We start from the raw sequence: 17,604 nt of genomic DNA, 5'->3' as shown, positions 1-17,604 counted from the left end.
CTTTTAGAGCGGCGCTCTACTCGCCGCATATTTAGAGCAGCGCTCAATGTGACGCATGCCTAGGGCATCGGTCAATGCTTTCCTTTTGGCGATTTTCGCGGTTAGAGTGATGCTCAAATCGAGCTGGAGGTGTGACGGGATGCGGTTGACTCCGACGGAACGCGACCGGCTGCTGCTGTTCGGCGCGGCCGAGCTGGCGCGGACGCGCCGGGCCCGCGGACTGAAGCTGAATGTGCCCGAGGCGACCGCGTTGATCGCGGACACAGTCTGCGAGGCGGCGCGGGACGGGCGCCGCCTCGCTCAGGCCATCGAGGCGGCACGCGGTGTGCTCGGTCCGGACGATGTGCTGCCCGGCGTGGCCGACGTGGTCACCGAGGTGCATGTGGAGGCCGTCTTCGACGACGGCTCCCGGCTCGCGGTGGTCAGCGACCCGATCGGCGCCGGCCCGTCGGCCGGGCGGAGCGAGCAGCCCCCCGCGCCCGGCGCGGTGCTCCCCGGCCCGGCCGATCCGGAGCCCGCGCCCGCGGCGGTGCTGACGGTGCGCAACACCGCGACGGTGCCCATCAGCGTCACCTCGCACTTCCACTTCTTCGAGGCCAACCCCCGGCTGGACTTCGACCGCGGCGCCGCGTACGGCATGCGGCTGTGCGTCCCGGCCGGCTCGTCGGTGCGGTTCGACCCCGGCGGGGCCTCGGAGGTCGGTCTGGTCCCGATCGGCGGCGACCGGATCGCGATCGGCTTCGCCGGTCTCGTCGACGGCCCGCTGGATGCGCCGGGGGCCAGGACGGAAGCGCTGCGGCGGGCCGCCGCCTGCGGCTACCTGGGAGCGGAGGAACAGGCATGACGGGCAGCATCGACCCCCACGAGTACGCGTCGGTGCACGGCCCGCGGGCCGGCGACCGGGTCGTCCTCGGTGACTCGGGCCTGGTCGTCCGGGTCGAGTCCGACGCCCAGAAGCCCGGTGACGAGTTCCTCGCCGGCTTCGGCAAGACCGCCCGTGACGGGCTGCTCCTCAAGGCCGCCGCGGTCCGCGAGACCTGCGATGTGGTGATCAGCAACGTCCTGGTCATCGACGCGGTCCAGGGCATCCGCAAGGTGTCCATCGGCATCCGCGAGGGCCGAATCCACGCCATAGGGCGGGCCGGCAACCCCGACACCCTCGACGGTGTCGATGTCGTCGTCGGCACGGGTACCTCGATCGTCTCCGGCGAAGGCATGATCGCCACCGCGGGCGCCGTCGACACCCATGTCCATCTGCTCTCGCCGCGCGTCATGGAGGCCTCGCTGGCCTCCGGCGTGACCACCGTCATCGGCCAGGAATTCGGGCCGGTCTGGGGCGTCGGCGTCAACTCCCCCTGGGCGCTGGGGCACGCCTTCAGCGCGTTCGACGCCTGGCCGGTCAACATCGGCTTTCTCGGCCGCGGTTCCTCCTCGGGCGACGCCCCGCTGATCGAGGCGCTCGCCGAGGGAGGCGCCTGCGGCTTCAAGGTGCACGAGGACATGGGCGCCCATGCCCGCGCACTGGACACCGCGCTGCGGGTCGCCGAGGACCACGACGTTCAGGTCGCGCTGCACAGCGACGGCCTCAACGAGTGCCTCACCGTCGAGGACACCCTGCGCGTCCTGGACGGCAGGACCATCCACGCCTTCCACATCGAGGGCTGCGGCGGCGGTCATGTCCCCAACGTCCTCAAGATGGCCGGGGTCCCCAACGTCATCGGCTCCTCCACCAACCCCACCCTCCCCTTCGGACGGGATGCGGTCGCCGAGCACTACGGCATGATCGTCTCGGTCCACGACCTGAAGACCGATCTGCCGGGTGACGCCGCCATGGCCCGCGACCGCATCCGGGCCGGCACGATGGGCGCCGAGGACCTGCTGCACGACCTCGGGGCGATCGGCATCACCTCCTCCGACGCCCAGGGCATGGGCCGCGCGGGGGAGACCGTACGCCGCACCTTCGCGATGGCGGGCAAGATGAAGGCCGAACTCGGCCCGATGCAGGGCGACGGCGATCACGACGACAACGCCCGGGTGCTGCGCTACGTCGCCAAGCTCACCATCAACCCCGCCATCGCCCACGGCCTCTCGCACGAGATCGGGTCGATCGAGGTCGGCAAGATGGCCGACATCGTGCTGTGGAAGCCGCAGTACTTCGGCGCCAAACCGCAGTTGGTGCTGAAGTCCGGATTCCCCGCCTACGGAGTCACCGGCGACCCGAACGCCGCCACCGACACCTGCGAACCCCTGGTGCTCGGCCCGCAGTTCGGGGCGTACGGCGCGACCCCCGCCGAGATCTCCGTCGCCTTCGTCGCGCGTGCCGCGGCCGAACAGGGCGGTGACGGTATGCCCACCCGCCGGCGCCGGGTCGCCGTCCGCGGCACCCGTGGCATCGGCCCCGGCAACCTCGTCCACAACTCCCGGGTCGGGCAGGTGCAGGTCGACGGGAACAGCGGGCTGGTCACCCTCGACGGGGATCCGATGCGCTCGGAACCGGCCGACACCGTGTCGCTGTCCCGGCTCTATTTCCTGTGACCACGCCCTGGGGACCAGTCCCAGTGGCCGACCTCATGAACACCCCGCCTGTCACATCGATACAGACCTGAGGACCTCCGCATGAACACCCCTGTCGCCGACGGCTTCCGTATGCCCCCGGAGTGGGCCCGGCACGAGCGCACCTGGATGGCCTGGCCCGGCCCGAGCTTCACCTTCGGCGAGGAGGGCGGCGAGACGCTGGCCGGGGCCCGCCGCGCCTGGGCGGCCGTCGCCCGCGCGGTCCGCCGCTTCGAGCCGGTCACCGTCGTCGCCGGAACGGGCCAGTCGGAAGGCGCCCGTGCGCTGCTCGGTGCGGACATCGAGATCGTCGAACGCCCGCTCAACGACGCCTGGATGCGCGACATCGGCCCCACCTTCCTCACCGACGGCACGGGACAACTCGCCGCCGCCGATTGGGTGTTCAACGGCTGGGGCGCCCAGGAGTGGGCCCGCTGGGACCTCGACGAGAAGATCGCCGAGCAGGTCTGTGCGCTGGCCGGCGCCCGCCGCTACGCCACCTGGCTGGTCAACGAGGGCGGCGGCATCCACATCGACGGCGAGGGCACCGTCCTGCTCACCGAGACCGTCCAGCTCGACCCGGGCCGCAACCTCGGCCGTACCCAGGAGGAGGTGGAGGCCGAGATCCACGCCCACCTCGGCACCACCAAGGCGATCTGGCTGCCGCGCGGACTGGCCGCCGACTACGGGCAGTTCGGCACCCGGGGCCATGTCGACATCGTCGCCGCCTTCGCCCGCCCCGGCACCGTGCTCGTCCACACCCAGCCCGACCCCGAGCACCCCGACCACGCGATCTGCAGCGAGATCGTCAAGCTGCTGAGCTCGGCCACCGACGCCAGGGGCCGCCAGCTGGAGGTCGTCGAGGTGCCCGCCCCGACCGTCATCGAGGAGGACGGCGAGCTGGTCGACTACTCCTACATCAACCACTACCTCTGCAACGATGGCGTGGTGCTGTGCGGCTTCGACGACCCGCGCGACGAGGAGGCGGCCGCGATCTTCCGGCGGCTCTTCCCCGACCGGACGGTGACCCTCGTGGACGCCCGTACGATCTTCGCAGCGGGTGGCGGTATCCACTGCATCACCCAGCAGCAGCCGAAGGTCTGATCCGCAGACCTGCCCCAGCCGACCCCGGAGGTCCCCGTGCCCGGTCCCGTGCGCCGTCCCCGGCGCCGGCTCAACCAGCCCCGCGAGCAGGTCCTGGCCGCGGCGATGGCGACCATCGCCGCGGAGGGCCTGGACCGGCTGACCATGGCCGGCCTGGGCCGCGAGGTCGGCATGAGCAGCGGCCATATCCTCTACTACTTCGGTACGAAGGACGAGCTGCTGCTGCAAACCCTCCAGTGGAGCGAGGAGCAGCTCGGCGCCGAGCGCCGGGCCGCCCTCTCCCGCCGCGTCCCGGCCCGCGAGCGGCTCGACGCCCTGGTCGACCTCTACCTCCCCGAAGGCCACCGCGACCCGCGCTGGACGCTGTGGCTGGAGGTGTGGAACCGCTCCCAGAACGCCGACGACGAGACCCGCGAACGCCAGCTGGAACTCGAACTGGCCTGGCACCGCGACCTGGTGGCCCTGCTCGTCGAGGGCATCTCGAAGGGCGAGTTCCGCCCCGTCGACGCCGAACGCTTCGCCACCCGCACCCGCGCCCTGCTCGACGGCTTCGGCTCCCAGCTGGTCGTCGGCCTCCCCGGCACGGAACGGGAAGAAGTGCGCGGCCACATACGGGAATTCCTGGACGAGTCACTCTCCGCCCGGGAGAGCTGACCCGGCACGGCCCCCGCCGGGCCGTACTCCGCGAGAACCCTCGCTGCCCGGCGACGCGGTGGGCCGGTTCCGGGCCCCGGCCTGCCCATGACCGCAACGTACGTAAGTACCTGCGATCGTTGCCGCCCGCGCTCTTGCCCAGGGCCTCCGGGTCCGCGACCGTAACCGGCTATGGGACGAGAGCAATGGAAGAAGATCTGGGTCGGCTCGGCCGGCAACATGGTCGAGTGGTTCGACTGGTTCGTCTATGCGAGCTTTGCGGTCTATTTCGCGGATTCGTTCTTCCCGAAGGGGAATGACACCGCGAACCTCATGAACACCATGGGGATCTTCGCCGTGGGCTTCTTCATGCGCCCGGTGGGCGGCTGGGTGCTCGGCCGGGTCGGGGACCGCAGGGGCCGCAAGGCCGCGCTCACGCTGACCGTCACACTGATGTCCGCCTCGGCGGTCCTGATCGCCGTCGCGCCCACCTACGGGGTGGCGGGCTACGGCGGTGTGGCCGTGCTGCTCATCGCGCGGATGCTGCAGGGGCTGTCGGTCGGCGGCGAGTACGCGGCCAGCGCCACCTACCTCACCGAGGCCTCCGCGCCCGGCCGCCGCGGCTTCGCCTCCAGCTTCCAGTACGTGTCGATGACCGCCGGGCAGCTGCTCGGCCTCGGCCTGCAGATCGTGCTGCAGCGCACCCTGTCCGAGGACGCGCTGCACAGCTGGGCCTGGCGGATCCCGTTCATCATCGGTGCGCTGGGCGCCGCGATCGTCTTCTATCTGCGCCGCAACATGCTGGAGACCGAGGTGTACGCCGCGGACGACAGCGCCAACGCCGACCCGGCGCGCGGCACCCTCAAGGCCCTGCTGGCCCACAAGCGCGAGGCGTTCCTGGTCATCGCGCTCACCATGGGCGGCACGGTCGCGTACTACACGTACACGACCTATCTCACCAAGTACCTCTCGGGCAGCGCCGGACTGCCCAAGCCGACCGCCTCCCTGGTCAGCTTCTGCGCCCTGTTCATCTTCATGTGCATCCAGCCGCTCGCCGGAAAGCTGTCCGACCGGATCGGCCGCCGTCCGCTGCTGATCACCTTCGCGGTCGGCTCGACGTTCCTGACCGTGCCGATCATGACGCTGCTCAAGCACGCCGGCAGCTTCTGGCCGGCCCTCGGGCTCTCGCTGCTCGCCCTGGTCGTCGTCACCGGCTACACCTCGATCAACGCCTGTGTGAAGGCCGAGCTGTTCCCGACCGGCATCCGTGCGCTGGGGGTGGCCCTGCCGTACGCCATCGCCAACGCGCTGTTCGGCGGCACCGCGGAGTATGTCGCCCTGTGGTTCAAGGAGGGCGGTATCGAGTCCGGCTACTACTGGTACGTCGCCGGCTGCGCCGCGGTCTCGCTGATCGTCTACATCACGATGCGCGAGACCCGGTCCATCGATCTGCACCGGGTCGGCAAGCAGGACGAGGCCGCGGGAGGCGACCGGGCGCGGGTGGGGGCACCCGTCGCCGACTGAGGGTTCCGTCCCGGCCGGGAACGGCCTCCCCCGCCCGGGGGAGGCCGTTTGCCGTTCCCGGGGGATCCGCGTCCGGCGCCGGGCGGCTTGGCTGGACGGCATGAAGAACACCAGGCGTTCACTGCTGCTGTTGCTGCTGACGGGGCTGCTGACCCCGTGCGTCGCGGCGCCGTCCGTGGCGGCTGCCCGGCCCGGCGGGGCGCACCCGGCCACGGCGTCCCCGGCCGCCTCCCGCCCGGCCGCCGACACCATCCGCGCCAGGATCGCGGCCGTACCCGGGATGCGGGTGATCAAGGAGAACCCCGCCCCGGCCGGCTACCGCTCCTTCGCGCTGGTCTTCCGCCAGCCCGTCGATCACCGGCACCCCGGCAAGGGCGGCTTCGAGCAGCGGCTGTCGCTGCTCCACCGGTCCACCGCCCGGCCGATGGTGCTGTACACCAACGGCTACGACCTCACCTACCAGGACCCCGCGTTCCGTTCCGAGCCGAGCCGGATCGTGGACGGCAACCAGATCAGCGTCGAGCAGCGGTACTTCGGCACATCCCGCCCCCGCCCCACCGACTGGTCGAAGCTCGACATCCGGCAGGCGGCGAGCGATCACCACCGGCTGGTCCGGGCCCTCAAGACCATCTATCGCGCCGCCTGGATCTCCACCGGCGGCAGCAAGGGCGGTATGGCCACCGTCTACCACCGGCGCTTCTACCCGCACGATGTGGCCGGATCCGTCGCGTACTCGGCACCCAACAACACCGACGACCGGGACGACACCGCCGAGGACCGCTTCCTGAGGCGGGTGGGCTCTCCCGCCTGCCGGAGCGCGCTCACGGCGGTGCAGCGCGCGCTGCTGGGGGACCGGCGGGCGGAGATGGCGGGCCGCCTCACCCGCTGGGCCGCAGACCAGGGATACACGTTCCGCACCATCGGCAGCGCCGATCGCGTACTGGAACTCACCGTGCTGCAGTTGCCCATGGTCTTCTGGATGCAGAAGGAAGCGGCGGACGACTGCGGCGGCATCCCCCGGCCCTCCGCCGATGGCGACGCGCTGTACGCCTGGTTCGAGGACGTGACCCGTCTCCCGGCCTACACCGACCGCCATCTGGCCCCCGTCACCGCGTCCTACCACCAGTTGGGCACCCAGCTCGGCTTCGTGTCGCTCGCCGCCCCGCACCTGGCCGGAATGCTGCGCCACCCCGGAATCCAGGAGATGCGCACCTATGTGCCGCGCAGCATTCCGCTGCGCTTCCAGCCGGACGCCATGCCCGACATCGACCGCTGGGTGCGGCAGCACGGCAGTGAGCTGCTCTTCGTGTACGGCGAGAACGATCCCGCCCGGGCCGAGCCCTTCCGTACGGGCCAGGGCAGCCGGGACGCGCACGTCTACCTGGCCCCGCACACCAACCACCGCGCGAGCATCGACAAGCTGGCGCCCCGGGACCGCGCACGGGCCACCGCCGCGCTCCGCCGCTGGGCCGCGGTGGACAGTCCGCCCGCATTGTGAGACTTCCGCGTGTCCGGCCCGGGGTTGTGGCACACTGCGGACCGTGCTCTCGTTCGCCATGATTATTGGCAGCAGGCGCGCCGGTCCGCAGTGACCGCCCCGTACGAACCGAGTACGGCGTGGCCACCGTCGTCCCAGACCCGCGCGCAGACCTCTCGCACCCGCGAGAGGTTTTTTCGTTTCCGGCCCACACCCACCGGAGGCGGAGCGCGAGGGATCATGGAGGGACGGTGGAACCGGTTATTCCGGTAGACCGAGATCCCGACAGGAGCCAGACCAGCATGACGGACGCAACCGAACCCTCCCCCCGGCCCGCCGACGCGGTGGCCGACGACTTCCACGTCTTCGACACCACGCTCCGCGACGGTGCACAGCGCGAGGGCATCAACCTCACGGTCGCCGACAAGCTGACGATCGCCCGGCACCTCGACGAGTTCGGCGTCGGCTTCATCGAGGGCGGCTGGCCCGGCGCCAACCCGCGGGACACCGAGTTCTTCCAGCGCGCCCGCGAGGAGATCGACTTCCGGCACGCCCAGCTGGTCGCGTTCGGCGCCACCCGCAAGGCCGGTGTCCGCGTCGAGGACGATCCGCAGGTCGCCGCGCTGCTGGAATCCCAGGCCCCGGTCATCACGCTGGTCGCCAAGTCCCACCTCGGGCATGTGGAGCTGGCGCTGCGCACCACCCCGGAGGAGAACCTCGCGATGGTGCGGGACACCGTCGCGTACCTGCGGGCACAGGGCCGCCGGGTCTTCCTCGACTGTGAGCACTTCTTCGACGGCTACGCGCTGGACGCGGTCTACGCCAAGCAGGTCGTCCGCACCGCGAGCGAGGCCGGCGCCGATGTCGTGGTGCTCTGCGACACCAACGGCGGGATGCTCCCGGCGCAGGTCACCGCCGTCGTACGGACCGTCCTCGCGGACACCGGGGCGCGGCTGGGCATCCACGCCCAGGACGACACCGGCTGCGCCGTCGCCAACACCCTGGCCGCGGTGGACGCGGGCGCCACCCACGTCCAGTGCACCGCCAACGGTTACGGCGAGCGGGTCGGCAACTCCAACCTCTTCCCGGTCGTCGCCGCCCTGGAGCTCAAGTACGGGCGCCAGGTGCTGCCCGAAGGCAAGCTCGCCGAGACCACCCGGATCTCGCACGCCATCGCCGAGGTCGTCAACCTCACCCCCTCCACCCACCAGCCCTATGTGGGGGTCTCCGCCTTCGCCCACAAGGCCGGACTGCACGCCTCCGCCATCAAGATCGACCCGGATCTCTACCAGCACATCGATCCGGCGCTGGTCGGCAACACCATGCGGATGCTGGTCTCCGACATGGCCGGCCGGGCGTCCATCGAGCTCAAGGGCAAGGAGCTGGGCATCGATCTGAGCGGCGACCGCGAGCTGGTCGGCCGGGTCGTCGAGCGGGTCAAGGAGCGTGAGCTGGCGGGCTACACGTACGAGGCAGCCGATGCGTCCTTCGAGCTGCTGCTGCGTGCGGAGCTGCAGCGGGCGGAGGGCGGCCGGCCGCGCAGCTACTTCACGGTGGAGTCCTGGCGGGCGATCGTCGAGGACCGTCCGGACGGTACGCACGCCAACGAGGCGACCGTGAAGCTGTGGGCCAAGGGGGAGCGGATCGTCGCCACCGCCGAGGGCAACGGCCCGGTCAACGCGCTGGACCGGGCGCTGCGGGTGGGGCTGGAGCGGATCTACCCGCAACTGGCGCACATGGAGCTGGTCGACTACAAGGTCCGCATCCTGGAGGGCGCCCTGGGCACCGGCTCGATCACCCGGGTCCTGGTCTCCACCAGCGACGGCCGGGGCGAATGGTCCACGGTCGGGGTCGCGGAGAACGTCATCGCCGCGTCCTGGCAGGCGCTGGACGACGCCTATGCGTACGGGCTGCTGCGGGCCGGGGTCGAGCCGCAGGAGTGACCACCCCCGCGACGGTGTGACCGCGGCCCCGCACGGCCCTCGGGGGAGGGGCCGGCGCGGGGCCGCGGTCACATGGCAGAGCCGTTCAGGCCTGCGGGGCCGCCTTGACGGCCGAGATGTCGAAGATGAGCTTGACCTTGTCGCTGACCATGACGCCGCCGGTCTCCAGCGCGGCGTTCCAGGTCAGACCCCAGTCGGAGCGCAGGATCTCGGCGCTGCCCTCGAAGCCGACCCGCTCGGCGCCGTAGACATCGGTGGCCGAGCCGTGGAACTCCAGGTCGATGGTGAGCGGCTTGGTGACGTCCCGGAGGGTGAGGTCGCCGGTGATGCGGTAGCGGTCACCGTTCACGCGCTCGGCGGCGGTGCTGCGGAAGGTCATCAGCGGGAAGGACTCGGCGTCGAAGAAGTCGGCGCTGCGCAGATGGTTGTCGCGGTCCGCGATCCCGGTGTCGATGCTCGCGATCGTGACGTCGAGGGACGCGGTCGAGCGGGACGGGTCGGCGCCGTCGAGGCGGAGCGTGCCCTCGTACGTGCCGAAGGCGCCGCGGACGTTGGTGACCATGGCGTGCCGGACCGTGAAGCCGATGCTGCTGTGGGCCGGGTCGATGGTGTAGTCGCCGGTCAGCGCCGCGAGCGTGGGGTCCGCGTCGAGGACGGCAGCGGTGGCGGCGGGGGCAGTGTTGCCGGCGGTGTCGGCGGTGCGCTTGCGGTTGAACAGAGCCATGGCTCCTCCTCAAAGACGGTGCGCTCGATGGACGCGGCGTTTTGTTTAAGCTTCAACGAGATTCACCGTAACCTCATTTGGTTCAATATTCAACCTCCCTCTTCGGTTGGGCTCCGCCGGACGGGTGGCGGCCAGTGGTCCGGCGCGGTCATTGCCGCTCGGCGGCGGCCCGTGCTAGACCATCGGGAACTCCCAAGTGCGCAGCGCCACCGCCCAGTTGACGCCGTGGAGAGGACCGACCGTGCCACCAGTCCCCGCCCTGCCCGTCTGGTCACGCAGAGGATTTCTCGCCGCCTCCACCGCGGGCGCGCTCGGCCTCGCCGCCGGCCCCGCCCACGCCACCCCCGGGGCGGCCGCACCGGCCGCCGACGAGTTCGCCACCCTCCGCCGCCGCTGGTGCGAGCTCACCCTCGGCACCGGTTTCGACCCCGCCGCCCCGCCCTACGCCGCCGCCCTCCAGGAGACCGGCGCCCTCGCGAGCACCTTCCAGGCGAGCATGCGCCCGGCGGCCGGCTCCCTCTGGCCCGACTGCCGCTACGACCCGCCGTCCGGCATCACCCAGAGCTACAGCCGGCTGCACACCATGGCCCAGGCCTACGCCCAGCCCGGTACCGGCCGCACCGGCGACCCCGGCCTCGCCGAGGCCCTCGTCACCGGCCTCGGCCACCTCGAAGCCACCGTCTACAACACCGCCACCACCCGCTACGGAAACTGGTGGGAGTGGCAGATCGGCAGCCCCAGACTCCTGCTCGACACCGTCGCGCTCCTCGACGAGCGGCTGCCCGGCGGCCTCGGCGACGCGCTGCGCGGCCGCTGTCTGGCCGCCGTCGACCACTTCGTGCCCGACACCCTGCTCGGCGACTACACCGGGACCAGCACCGGCGCCAACCGCGTCGACCTGTGCCGGGTGGTCGCGCTGCGCGGCGTCCTCGGCCGCGCCCCCGGCAAGATCGCCCTGGCCCGCGACGCCCTTTCACCGGTCTTCCCGTACGTCACCAAGGGCGACGGTCTCCACGCCGACGGCTCCTTCATCCAGCACACCTGGGTCGCCTACTCCGGCACCTACGGCTATGTCCTGCTGGACGGCCTCGGCCGGCTGTTCACCCTGCTCGGCGGCTCGTCGTGGCGGATCACCGACCCGGCCCGGCAGATCATCTTCGACAGCGTCGAGCGGGCCTGGGCCCCGCTGCTCCACAACGGCCTGATGATGGACCTCGTCAACGGCCGTGCCATCAGCCGCGGCTACCTGCGCAGCGACGAACGGCATGTGCTGCGCAGCGACCACTACCACGGCCATGCGCTGATCGCCGCCGTCGCGCTGCTCGCCCGGAGCGCGAGCGGCGCCGAGCGGGACCGCTGGCACGGCATGATCAAGGGCTGGATCGCCCGCGACCGTACGGTGCCGGTCCTCACCGACCGGCAGTACACCGTCGCCGACCTCGCCCGGCTCCACGCCATCGCCGCGAGCTCCGCGGCCCCCGCCCCCGAACCCGTCGGCCACCGGCTGTTCCCCGCCATGGACCGCGCCGTGCACCGCCGCCCCGGCTGGGCCGCCGGCCTGGCCATGGCCTCCGACCGCATCACGTACTACGAGAACGGAAACGGTGAGAACCCGCGCGGCTGGCACACCGGCGCCGGCATGCTCTCCTGGTGGGGCGCGGATTTCGGGGGCGACCAGTACACGGATGCCTTCTGGCCCACCGTCGACCCCTACCGGCTCCCCGGCACGACCGTGTCCACCAAGCGGCTGGCCGACAACGAGGGCGGCGGCTGGGGCGAGCCCAAACCCGCCGCGCGCTGGGTCGGCGGGACCACCGACGGCACCTTCGCCGCGATCGGGCAGGACCTGCGCGGTCTGTCCTCGACCCTCACCGCCCGGAAGTCCTGGTTCGCGCTCGCGGACTGCGTCGTCTGCCTGGGCGCCGGCATCACCGCCCGCGACGGGGTGCCCGCCGAGACCGTCGTCGACAACCGCTGCCTGGGCGAGTCCGGGACCGCGGCGCTCACCGTCGACGGCGTACCGCAGCCCGGCACACTCGGCGAGCCCCTCGCCTTCCGCCGCGCCCACTGGGCCCACCTCGCCGGACACGGCGGCTGGGTCTTCCCCGGCGGCGCCCCCCTCAAGGCGCTGCGCGAGGCCCGCACCGGCTCCTGGCACGACATCAACAGCACCTCCTCCCCGCAGCCCTTCACCCGCCGCTATCTCACCCTCTGGCACGACCACGGCACCGACCCCACCGACGCCGGCTACGCCTACCTCCTCATGCCGGGCGCCACCGCCCGCACCCTCGCCGCCCGCGCCGCCGACCGGCGCTGGCTGACCGTGCTCGCCAACGACGCGGGCCGGCAGGCGATCGCCGTCGACCCGCTCGGCGTAACGGCCGCCAACTTCTGGCGGGCGGGCGGCGCGGGGCCGCTTGCCAGCAGCGGCCCCGCGAGCGTGCTGGTCCGGGAGCGGCCGAGCGGGTGGCCGGCGGGCCGCGGCCGCACCGCCCGGCTGTGCCTCGCCGCCCCCGACCGCTCCGGCGATACCCTGGAGATCACCTGGTCACGGCCGGTGCGCGCGGTGCTCGCCCACGACCCGGCGATCGAGGTGCTGGCCACCGGGCGGGCCCTGCGACTGCGCCTGACCCCCGGTACGAGCTGTGCCACCCACACCTGCACGGTGCGGTTGCGGTGAACGGAAACCGGCCCGTCCGACCAGCCGGTCACGACAACAGCGCGCCGTAGCTGTTTGTGGGGCCCATACAGACGCGGAAGAGCTCCGCCACCCGAACGGAGGCCGGGACGCGGGGCGCGTACAGCACGGTTCTGTGCTGCCTGCCCACCAAATCGCATGCGACGTTGTACGAAACCGACATCGGTGTGCGGCGCCTCGCCCACGTACCGTCGATACATGACCACTGTCGAAGATGTGCCCGCCGGCGCCAACGACGCCCGCGGGCGCGTCGCCGAACTGCACGCCATCCGTGAGCAGGTTCGGCGAGGCCCCAGCGAGCGTGCCACCGAAGCGCAGCGTGCCAAGGGCAAGCTGACGGCCCGCGAGCGGATCGAGCTGCTGCTGGACGAGGGTTCGTTCAACGAGGTCGAGCCGCTGCGGCGGCACCGGGCGACGGGCTTCGGCCTGGAGGCGAAGAAGCCCTACACCGACGGCGTGATCACCGGCTGGGGCACCGTCCACGGCCGGACCGTCTTCACCTACGCGCACGACTTCCGGATCTTCGGCGGTGCGCTGGGCGAGGCCCACGCCACCAAGATCCACAAGATCATGGACATGGCCATCCAGGCCGGTGCGCCGCTGGTGTCGCTGAACGACGGCGCCGGCGCCCGTATCCAGGAGGGTGTCTCCGCGCTCGCCGGCTACGGCGGCATCTTCCAGCGCAACACCAAGGCCTCGGGCGTCATCCCGCAGATCTCCGTCATGCTCGGCCCCTGCGCCGGCGGTGCCGCCTACTCCCCGGCCCTGACGGACTTCGTCTTCATGGTCCGCGAGACCTCGCAGATGTTCATCACCGGCCCCGACGTGGTGCGCGCGGTGACCGGCGAGGAGATCACCCAGAACGGCCTGGGCGGCGCCGATGTGCACGCCGAGACCTCCGGCGTGGCCCACTTCGCCTACGACGACGAGGCCACCTGCCTGGAGGAGGTCCGCTACCTCCTCTCGCTGCTGCCGGCCAACAACCGGGAGAACCCGCCGACGGTCCCGTGCGAGGACCCCGCCGACCGTTCCGGCGACGCGCTGCTGGACCTGGTCCCCGCCGACGGCAACCGCCCGTACGACATGCGCAAGGTCATCGAGGAGATCGTCGACGACGGCGAGTACCTGGAGGTCCACGAGCGCTGGGCGACCAACATCATCTGCGCGCTGTCCCGGCTCGACGGCCGCGTGGTCGGCATCATCGCCAACCAGCCGCAGTCGCTGGCCGGTGTCCTGGACATCGAGGCGTCCGAGAAGTCCGCCCGCTTCGTCCAGATGTGCGACGCCTTCAACATCCCGATCGTCACCCTGCTCGACGTCCCCGGCTTCCTGCCCGGCGTCGACCAGGAGCACGGCGGCATCATCCGGCACGGCGCCAAGCTGCTCTACGCCTACTGCAACGCCACCGTTCCGCGGATCTCCCTCGTCCTGCGCAAGGCCTACGGCGGCGCCTACATCGTCATGGACTCGCAGTCCATCGGCGCCGACCTGACCTATGCCTGGCCGACGAACGAGATCGCGGTGATGGGCGCCGAGGGCGCCGCCAACGTCATCTTCCGCAAGCAGATCGCCGAGGCGGACGACTCCGAGGCCATGCGGGTGCGCATGGTCAAGGAGTACAAGTCCGAGCTGATGCACCCCTATTACGCGGCCGAGCGCGGTCTGGTCGACGACGTCATCGACCCGGCGGAAACCCGCCACACCCTCATCCGCGCCCTGGAGATGCTGCGCACCAAGCACGCGGACCTGCCCGCGCGCAAGCACGGCAACCCGCCCCAGTAGCCACGCCCCGCACCCGCACCCGCACCCGGCACCACGCCCACCGCGACGACGGAGAAGACACCGTGAATCCTGCCCACCGCACCGAGCCCATCCGCGTGGAGAAGGGCCAGGCCAGCGAGGAAGAGCTCGCCGCCCTGACCGCCGTCCTGCTGGCCCGCGCCGCCCACCAGCCGGCGGCCGCCCCCGCCCGCCCGCACGCCACCGCCGCGCGCTGGCGGCGGCTGGAGCGTCAGAACGGTTTCCACGGGGCTACCAGCTGGCAGCGGTGACGCTAGCGCGCTGACGCGCGCTTTCTCCGACGAGGGGCCCTGCGGTGGTGCGGGGTCCCTCGCGGGTTTTCTGGGGCGTGTTGTTTGTCTGCGTCCGCGGGTGCGGTTGTGGCTGGGCGCGCAGTTCCCCGCGCCCCTTCGTGGCGCGGCCGATCCGTCACTTGCTTCTGGGGCCGTGCGGCTTGGTGGGGGTTGGGGTGTTGCGGGTTGCGTGGTTGCCGCGGGGGTCGGAGGGGACGCACCGGCACCCGTCCTCGGCGCGGGCGACGCGGCTACGTGCGATTGAGCACCCCGGCGTTCGCTCCGGTCCTGCGGGCGGGCCCCGGTACATCCCCTCCAACCATCCAGCGTTGCCGACTGCCGCCCGGTGACACCGTCCGTCACAGCCCAGACCCTGGCCGCGCCCAATGAGCGGGCGGCCCGGCCAGGTCCCTGCCAAGACCTGCTGCGTACGGCCGTGACGGTGATCGGTACGGCGGGAGAGCCGCGTACGTACGGCGGTCGGAGGGGATGTCCGGTGAGCCGCCCGCAGGACCCGGAGCGAACGCCGGGGCTCCCAACCTCTGGGACCAGGGCCGCCCGCGCCGAGGACGGGTTACCGGGCGTCCCCTCCGGCCCCCCACCCACACCGCGTAGGCGAACCGGCCCCAGCCCACGGCAAACCCGCACCGGCCCCAGCCCACGGCAAACCCGCACCGGCCCCAGCCCACGGCAACCCGCACCGGCGCCAGCCAACGGCAACCCCCTTTTTCGGACGTGGTGTTCCGGTTTGGCATGTCGCGTCCGGATCAAGGCGTAGGTTCGCCTCAATCCTGGGGAGCAGAGCTGTTCAAGCCGCGATCCCCATGCTGGCATGCGCTCGTCATCCCATCTCCTGGTGTTCCCGCCCCGCGGGCCTAGGACGGCCGGAAGGAAAGCCCATGCTCAGCACAATCAGTGCTGGTGCCGCAGTGGCATCGCTGCTCCTCGCCGGATCGGCATCCCCCACCACCACAGCCCGGTTCGGCGACGACCCGCCGACCGGCAAGATCACCATTACCGTCGCCACGGTCAACGGTTCGGGCTGCAGACCCGGCAGCGCCGCGGTGGCCATCGCCCCCGACAACACCGCTTTCACCGTCACGTACAGCGAATACCTCGCCCAGGCGGGCAGCGGCAGCAAGCCCACCGACTCCCGCAAGAACTGCCAGATCGCGCTCAACGTCCATGTCCCGCAGGGCTTCACCTACGCGATCGCCCGGGCCGACTACCGGGGCTACGCCTCCCTGGCTCCGGGCGCCAAGGGGCTGGAGACGGCCGGCTACTACTTCCAGGGCCAGCAGCAGACGACCCGTAAGAGCCACAGCTTCACCGGGCCCTACGACTCCAACTGGCAGACCTCGGACGAGGCCGACATCGACGCGCTGGTGTACGCACCCTGCGGCGAGGAGCGCTACTTCAACATCAACACCGAGATGAGGGTGGACGCCAAGTCGGCGGACCCCAAGTCCACGAGCTACATGGCCATGGACTCCACCGACGGCAGCATCAACACCCTGTACCACTTCGCATGGAAGGAGTGCCCCGGCCGCCGCTGACGCGCGGGACACCGCCCCAGGGGCCCGTACACCGGCGCGTACGGGCCCCACGGCACGACGAAGGCCCCCGCACCGGAAAACGGTGTGGGGGCCTTTCGTCGGTGCGTGCGTGCGGGCACGGGGCGCCCGGACGCGTCCTGCTAGCGCAGCCGCGCCATCAGCGCATGCTCCACGAGCGTGATGAGCGCGCTCTTGGCCTCGCTGCGATGCCGTGCATCGGTGGTGATGATCGGCGCGTCCGGGCCGATCTGCAGCGCCTCACGCACCTCGTCGGGCGTGTAGGGCTGATGTCCGTCGAAGCCGTTGAGGGCGATGACGAACGGCAGTCCGCTGTTCTCGAAGTAGTCGACCGCGGGGAAGCAGTCGGCGAGACGGCGGGTGTCGACCAGCACCACCGCGCCGATGGCGCCACGGACCAGGTCGTCCCACATGAACCAGAACCGGTCCTGGCCCGGCGTACCGAAGAGGTACAGGATCAGGTCCTGGTCCAGGGTGATCCGGCCGAAGTCCATCGCCACGGTCGTGGTCGTCTTGTCCGGCGCGTGCGTGAGGTCGTCGATGCCCGCCGAGGCGGAGGTCATCACGGCTTCGGTGCGCAGCGGGTTGATCTCTGAGACGGCCCCGACGAACGTGGTCTTGCCCACGCCGAAGCCGCCCGCCACCACGATTTTCGCGGAGGTGGTGGAGCGGGCTGCACCGCTAGAGCTTGCGAAGTCCACTGAGCACCCTTTCGAGCAGTGTCACATCTGGCTGTCCGCCGGCGGTCTCGTCCCCGCCGGGCTGATGGATGGCGACGAGTCCGGCCTCTGCCAGGTCGGCGACGAGGATCCGGGCGACGCCGAGGGGGATGGAGAGAAGCGCGGAGATCTCGGCTACTGACTTGATCTCGCGGCAGAGGTGGCAGATGCGCTGGTGCTCCGGCAGCTGGCCCTGCAGCTTGGAGGGGTCGGCGGTCGTGCTGACCAGCGCCTCGATGGCGAGCTGGTAGCGCGGCCGGGTCCGGCCTCCGGTCATGGCGTACGGACGCACCAGCGGGTTGTTCGCGCCGGTGGGGGCGGGCTCGGGCGCGCGCCGCTGCGGCTGCACCGGCTGGATGCGCGGTGCCTGGGGCTGGTCGTACACCGACGGCTCGTACGGCTGGGAGCCGTACGTCCGGGGCTGTTGCTGCGGGGGCCGCTGCGGCCGGCGGCTCGGCGCAGACGGGAAGTTGAAGCGGTTGTTATGGGTCTCGCCCACAGGCCCGGACTCCTGCCCGGAACCATACGGGTATCCGCTCGGGGGCGTTGCCACGTCTCCTCCTCCAACTTGCCTGTCTGACGC

The 17,604-nt window shown here is 71.3% G+C and carries 14 protein-coding genes; 11 read left to right on the top strand and 3 right to left on the bottom strand.

What is annotated here, in order from left to right; all coding sequences use genetic code 11:
• The first annotated feature begins 139 nt into the window (after positions 1-139).
• From ureA to cimA, 7 genes are all read left to right on the top strand, one after another.
• A complete protein-coding gene (gene ureA, locus SLV14N_RS11495; RefSeq protein ID WP_263269247.1) occupies positions 140-844 on the top strand; it encodes an urease subunit gamma in 705 nt (234 codons plus the stop codon).
• Positions 841-2,535, top strand: coding sequence for an urease subunit alpha (locus tag SLV14N_RS11490; protein WP_263269246.1), 1,695 nt, complete (start codon positions 841-843; stop codon positions 2,533-2,535). The genes ureA and SLV14N_RS11490 overlap by 4 nt, the downstream gene beginning before the upstream one ends.
• An 81-nt stretch (positions 2,536-2,616) precedes the next feature.
• Positions 2,617-3,657 (top strand): agmatine/peptidylarginine deiminase, encoded by a 1,041-nt coding sequence (locus SLV14N_RS11485; protein WP_263269244.1) that lies wholly within the window; start codon positions 2,617-2,619, stop codon positions 3,655-3,657.
• Between the two features lie 36 nt (positions 3,658-3,693).
• On the top strand, positions 3,694-4,311 hold the full coding sequence (locus tag SLV14N_RS11480; RefSeq protein WP_208680839.1) for a TetR/AcrR family transcriptional regulator: 618 nt from the start codon (positions 3,694-3,696) through the stop codon (positions 4,309-4,311).
• 171 nt (positions 4,312-4,482) lie between these two features.
• Positions 4,483-5,814: an MFS transporter gene (locus SLV14N_RS11475; protein ID WP_263269242.1), complete on the top strand. Its 1,332-nt coding sequence runs from the start codon at positions 4,483-4,485 to the stop codon at positions 5,812-5,814.
• A 100-nt stretch (positions 5,815-5,914) separates the two neighbouring features.
• Entirely contained in the window at positions 5,915-7,312 is a 1,398-nt protein-coding gene (locus SLV14N_RS11470; RefSeq protein ID WP_263269241.1) for a S28 family serine protease, read from the top strand.
• A gap of 281 nt (positions 7,313-7,593) precedes the next feature.
• Positions 7,594-9,234 (top strand): citramalate synthase, encoded by a 1,641-nt coding sequence (gene cimA, locus SLV14N_RS11465; protein ID WP_263269240.1) that lies wholly within the window; start codon positions 7,594-7,596, stop codon positions 9,232-9,234.
• 85 nt (positions 9,235-9,319) lie between these two features.
• On the opposite strand, the gene SLV14N_RS11460 is transcribed toward cimA, so the two are convergent.
• The gene (locus tag SLV14N_RS11460; protein WP_263269239.1) at positions 9,320-9,958 is read right to left on the bottom strand and encodes a YceI family protein; all 639 of its coding nucleotides are present in this window, start codon (positions 9,956-9,958) and stop codon (positions 9,320-9,322) included.
• A 241-nt stretch (positions 9,959-10,199) separates the two neighbouring features.
• On the opposite strand from SLV14N_RS11460, the gene SLV14N_RS11455 reads away from it, so the two are divergent.
• From SLV14N_RS11455 to SLV14N_RS11440, 4 genes are all read left to right on the top strand, one after another.
• Positions 10,200-12,638, top strand: a complete 2,439-nt coding sequence (locus SLV14N_RS11455; RefSeq protein ID WP_263269238.1) for a polysaccharide lyase 8 family protein — start codon at positions 10,200-10,202, stop codon at positions 12,636-12,638.
• 216 nt (positions 12,639-12,854) lie between these two features.
• Positions 12,855-14,438, top strand: coding sequence for an acyl-CoA carboxylase subunit beta (locus SLV14N_RS11450; RefSeq protein ID WP_018087209.1), 1,584 nt, complete (start codon positions 12,855-12,857; stop codon positions 14,436-14,438).
• A gap of 62 nt (positions 14,439-14,500) precedes the next feature.
• Positions 14,501-14,707, top strand: coding sequence for an acyl-CoA carboxylase epsilon subunit (locus SLV14N_RS11445; RefSeq protein ID WP_208680833.1), 207 nt, complete (start codon positions 14,501-14,503; stop codon positions 14,705-14,707).
• Positions 14,708-15,627: 920 nt separating this feature from the next.
• Positions 15,628-16,284 (top strand): DUF4360 domain-containing protein, encoded by a 657-nt coding sequence (locus tag SLV14N_RS11440; protein WP_208680832.1) that lies wholly within the window; start codon positions 15,628-15,630, stop codon positions 16,282-16,284.
• A 140-nt stretch (positions 16,285-16,424) separates the two neighbouring features.
• Here the strand turns inward: SLV14N_RS11440 and SLV14N_RS11435 are convergent, their stop codons facing one another.
• Together SLV14N_RS11435 and SLV14N_RS11430 are read right to left on the bottom strand one after the other, a co-directional pair.
• Entirely contained in the window at positions 16,425-17,003 is a 579-nt protein-coding gene (locus tag SLV14N_RS11435; protein ID WP_073447656.1) for an ATP/GTP-binding protein, read from the bottom strand.
• Positions 16,984-17,520, bottom strand: a complete 537-nt coding sequence (locus tag SLV14N_RS11430) for a DUF742 domain-containing protein (protein ID WP_259670239.1) — start codon at positions 17,518-17,520, stop codon at positions 16,984-16,986. Before SLV14N_RS11430 ends, SLV14N_RS11435 begins: the two co-directional genes overlap by 20 nt.
• Positions 17,521-17,604 lie beyond the last annotated feature (84 nt).

This window comes from Streptomyces sp. Je 1-4 4N24 (genome assembly GCF_026239515.1).
GTDB classification, from domain to species: Bacteria; Actinomycetota; Actinomycetes; order Streptomycetales; family Streptomycetaceae; genus Streptomyces; species Streptomyces nigrescens.
This window is presented reverse-complemented; position numbering and strand designations above follow the sequence as displayed.

Bases quoted from the DNA above. Each gene is read 5' to 3' on its own strand.
- ureA (WP_263269247.1), top strand. From the start codon at position 140: ATGCGGTTGACTCCGACGGAACGCGACCGGCTGCTGCTGTTCGGCGCG.
- SLV14N_RS11490 (WP_263269246.1), top strand. From the start codon at position 841: ATGACGGGCAGCATCGACCCCCACGAGTACGCGTCGGTGCACGGCCCG.
- SLV14N_RS11485 (WP_263269244.1), top strand. From the start codon at position 2,617: ATGAACACCCCTGTCGCCGACGGCTTCCGTATGCCCCCGGAGTGGGCC.
- SLV14N_RS11475 (WP_263269242.1), top strand. From the start codon at position 4,483: ATGGGACGAGAGCAATGGAAGAAGATCTGGGTCGGCTCGGCCGGCAAC.
- SLV14N_RS11470 (WP_263269241.1), top strand. From the start codon at position 5,915: ATGAAGAACACCAGGCGTTCACTGCTGCTGTTGCTGCTGACGGGGCTG.
- cimA (WP_263269240.1), top strand. From the start codon at position 7,594: ATGACGGACGCAACCGAACCCTCCCCCCGGCCCGCCGACGCGGTGGCC.
- SLV14N_RS11460 (WP_263269239.1), bottom strand. From the start codon at position 9,958: ATGGCTCTGTTCAACCGCAAGCGCACCGCCGACACCGCCGGCAACACT.
- SLV14N_RS11450 (WP_018087209.1), top strand. From the start codon at position 12,855: ATGACCACTGTCGAAGATGTGCCCGCCGGCGCCAACGACGCCCGCGGG.
- SLV14N_RS11440 (WP_208680832.1), top strand. From the start codon at position 15,628: ATGCTCAGCACAATCAGTGCTGGTGCCGCAGTGGCATCGCTGCTCCTC.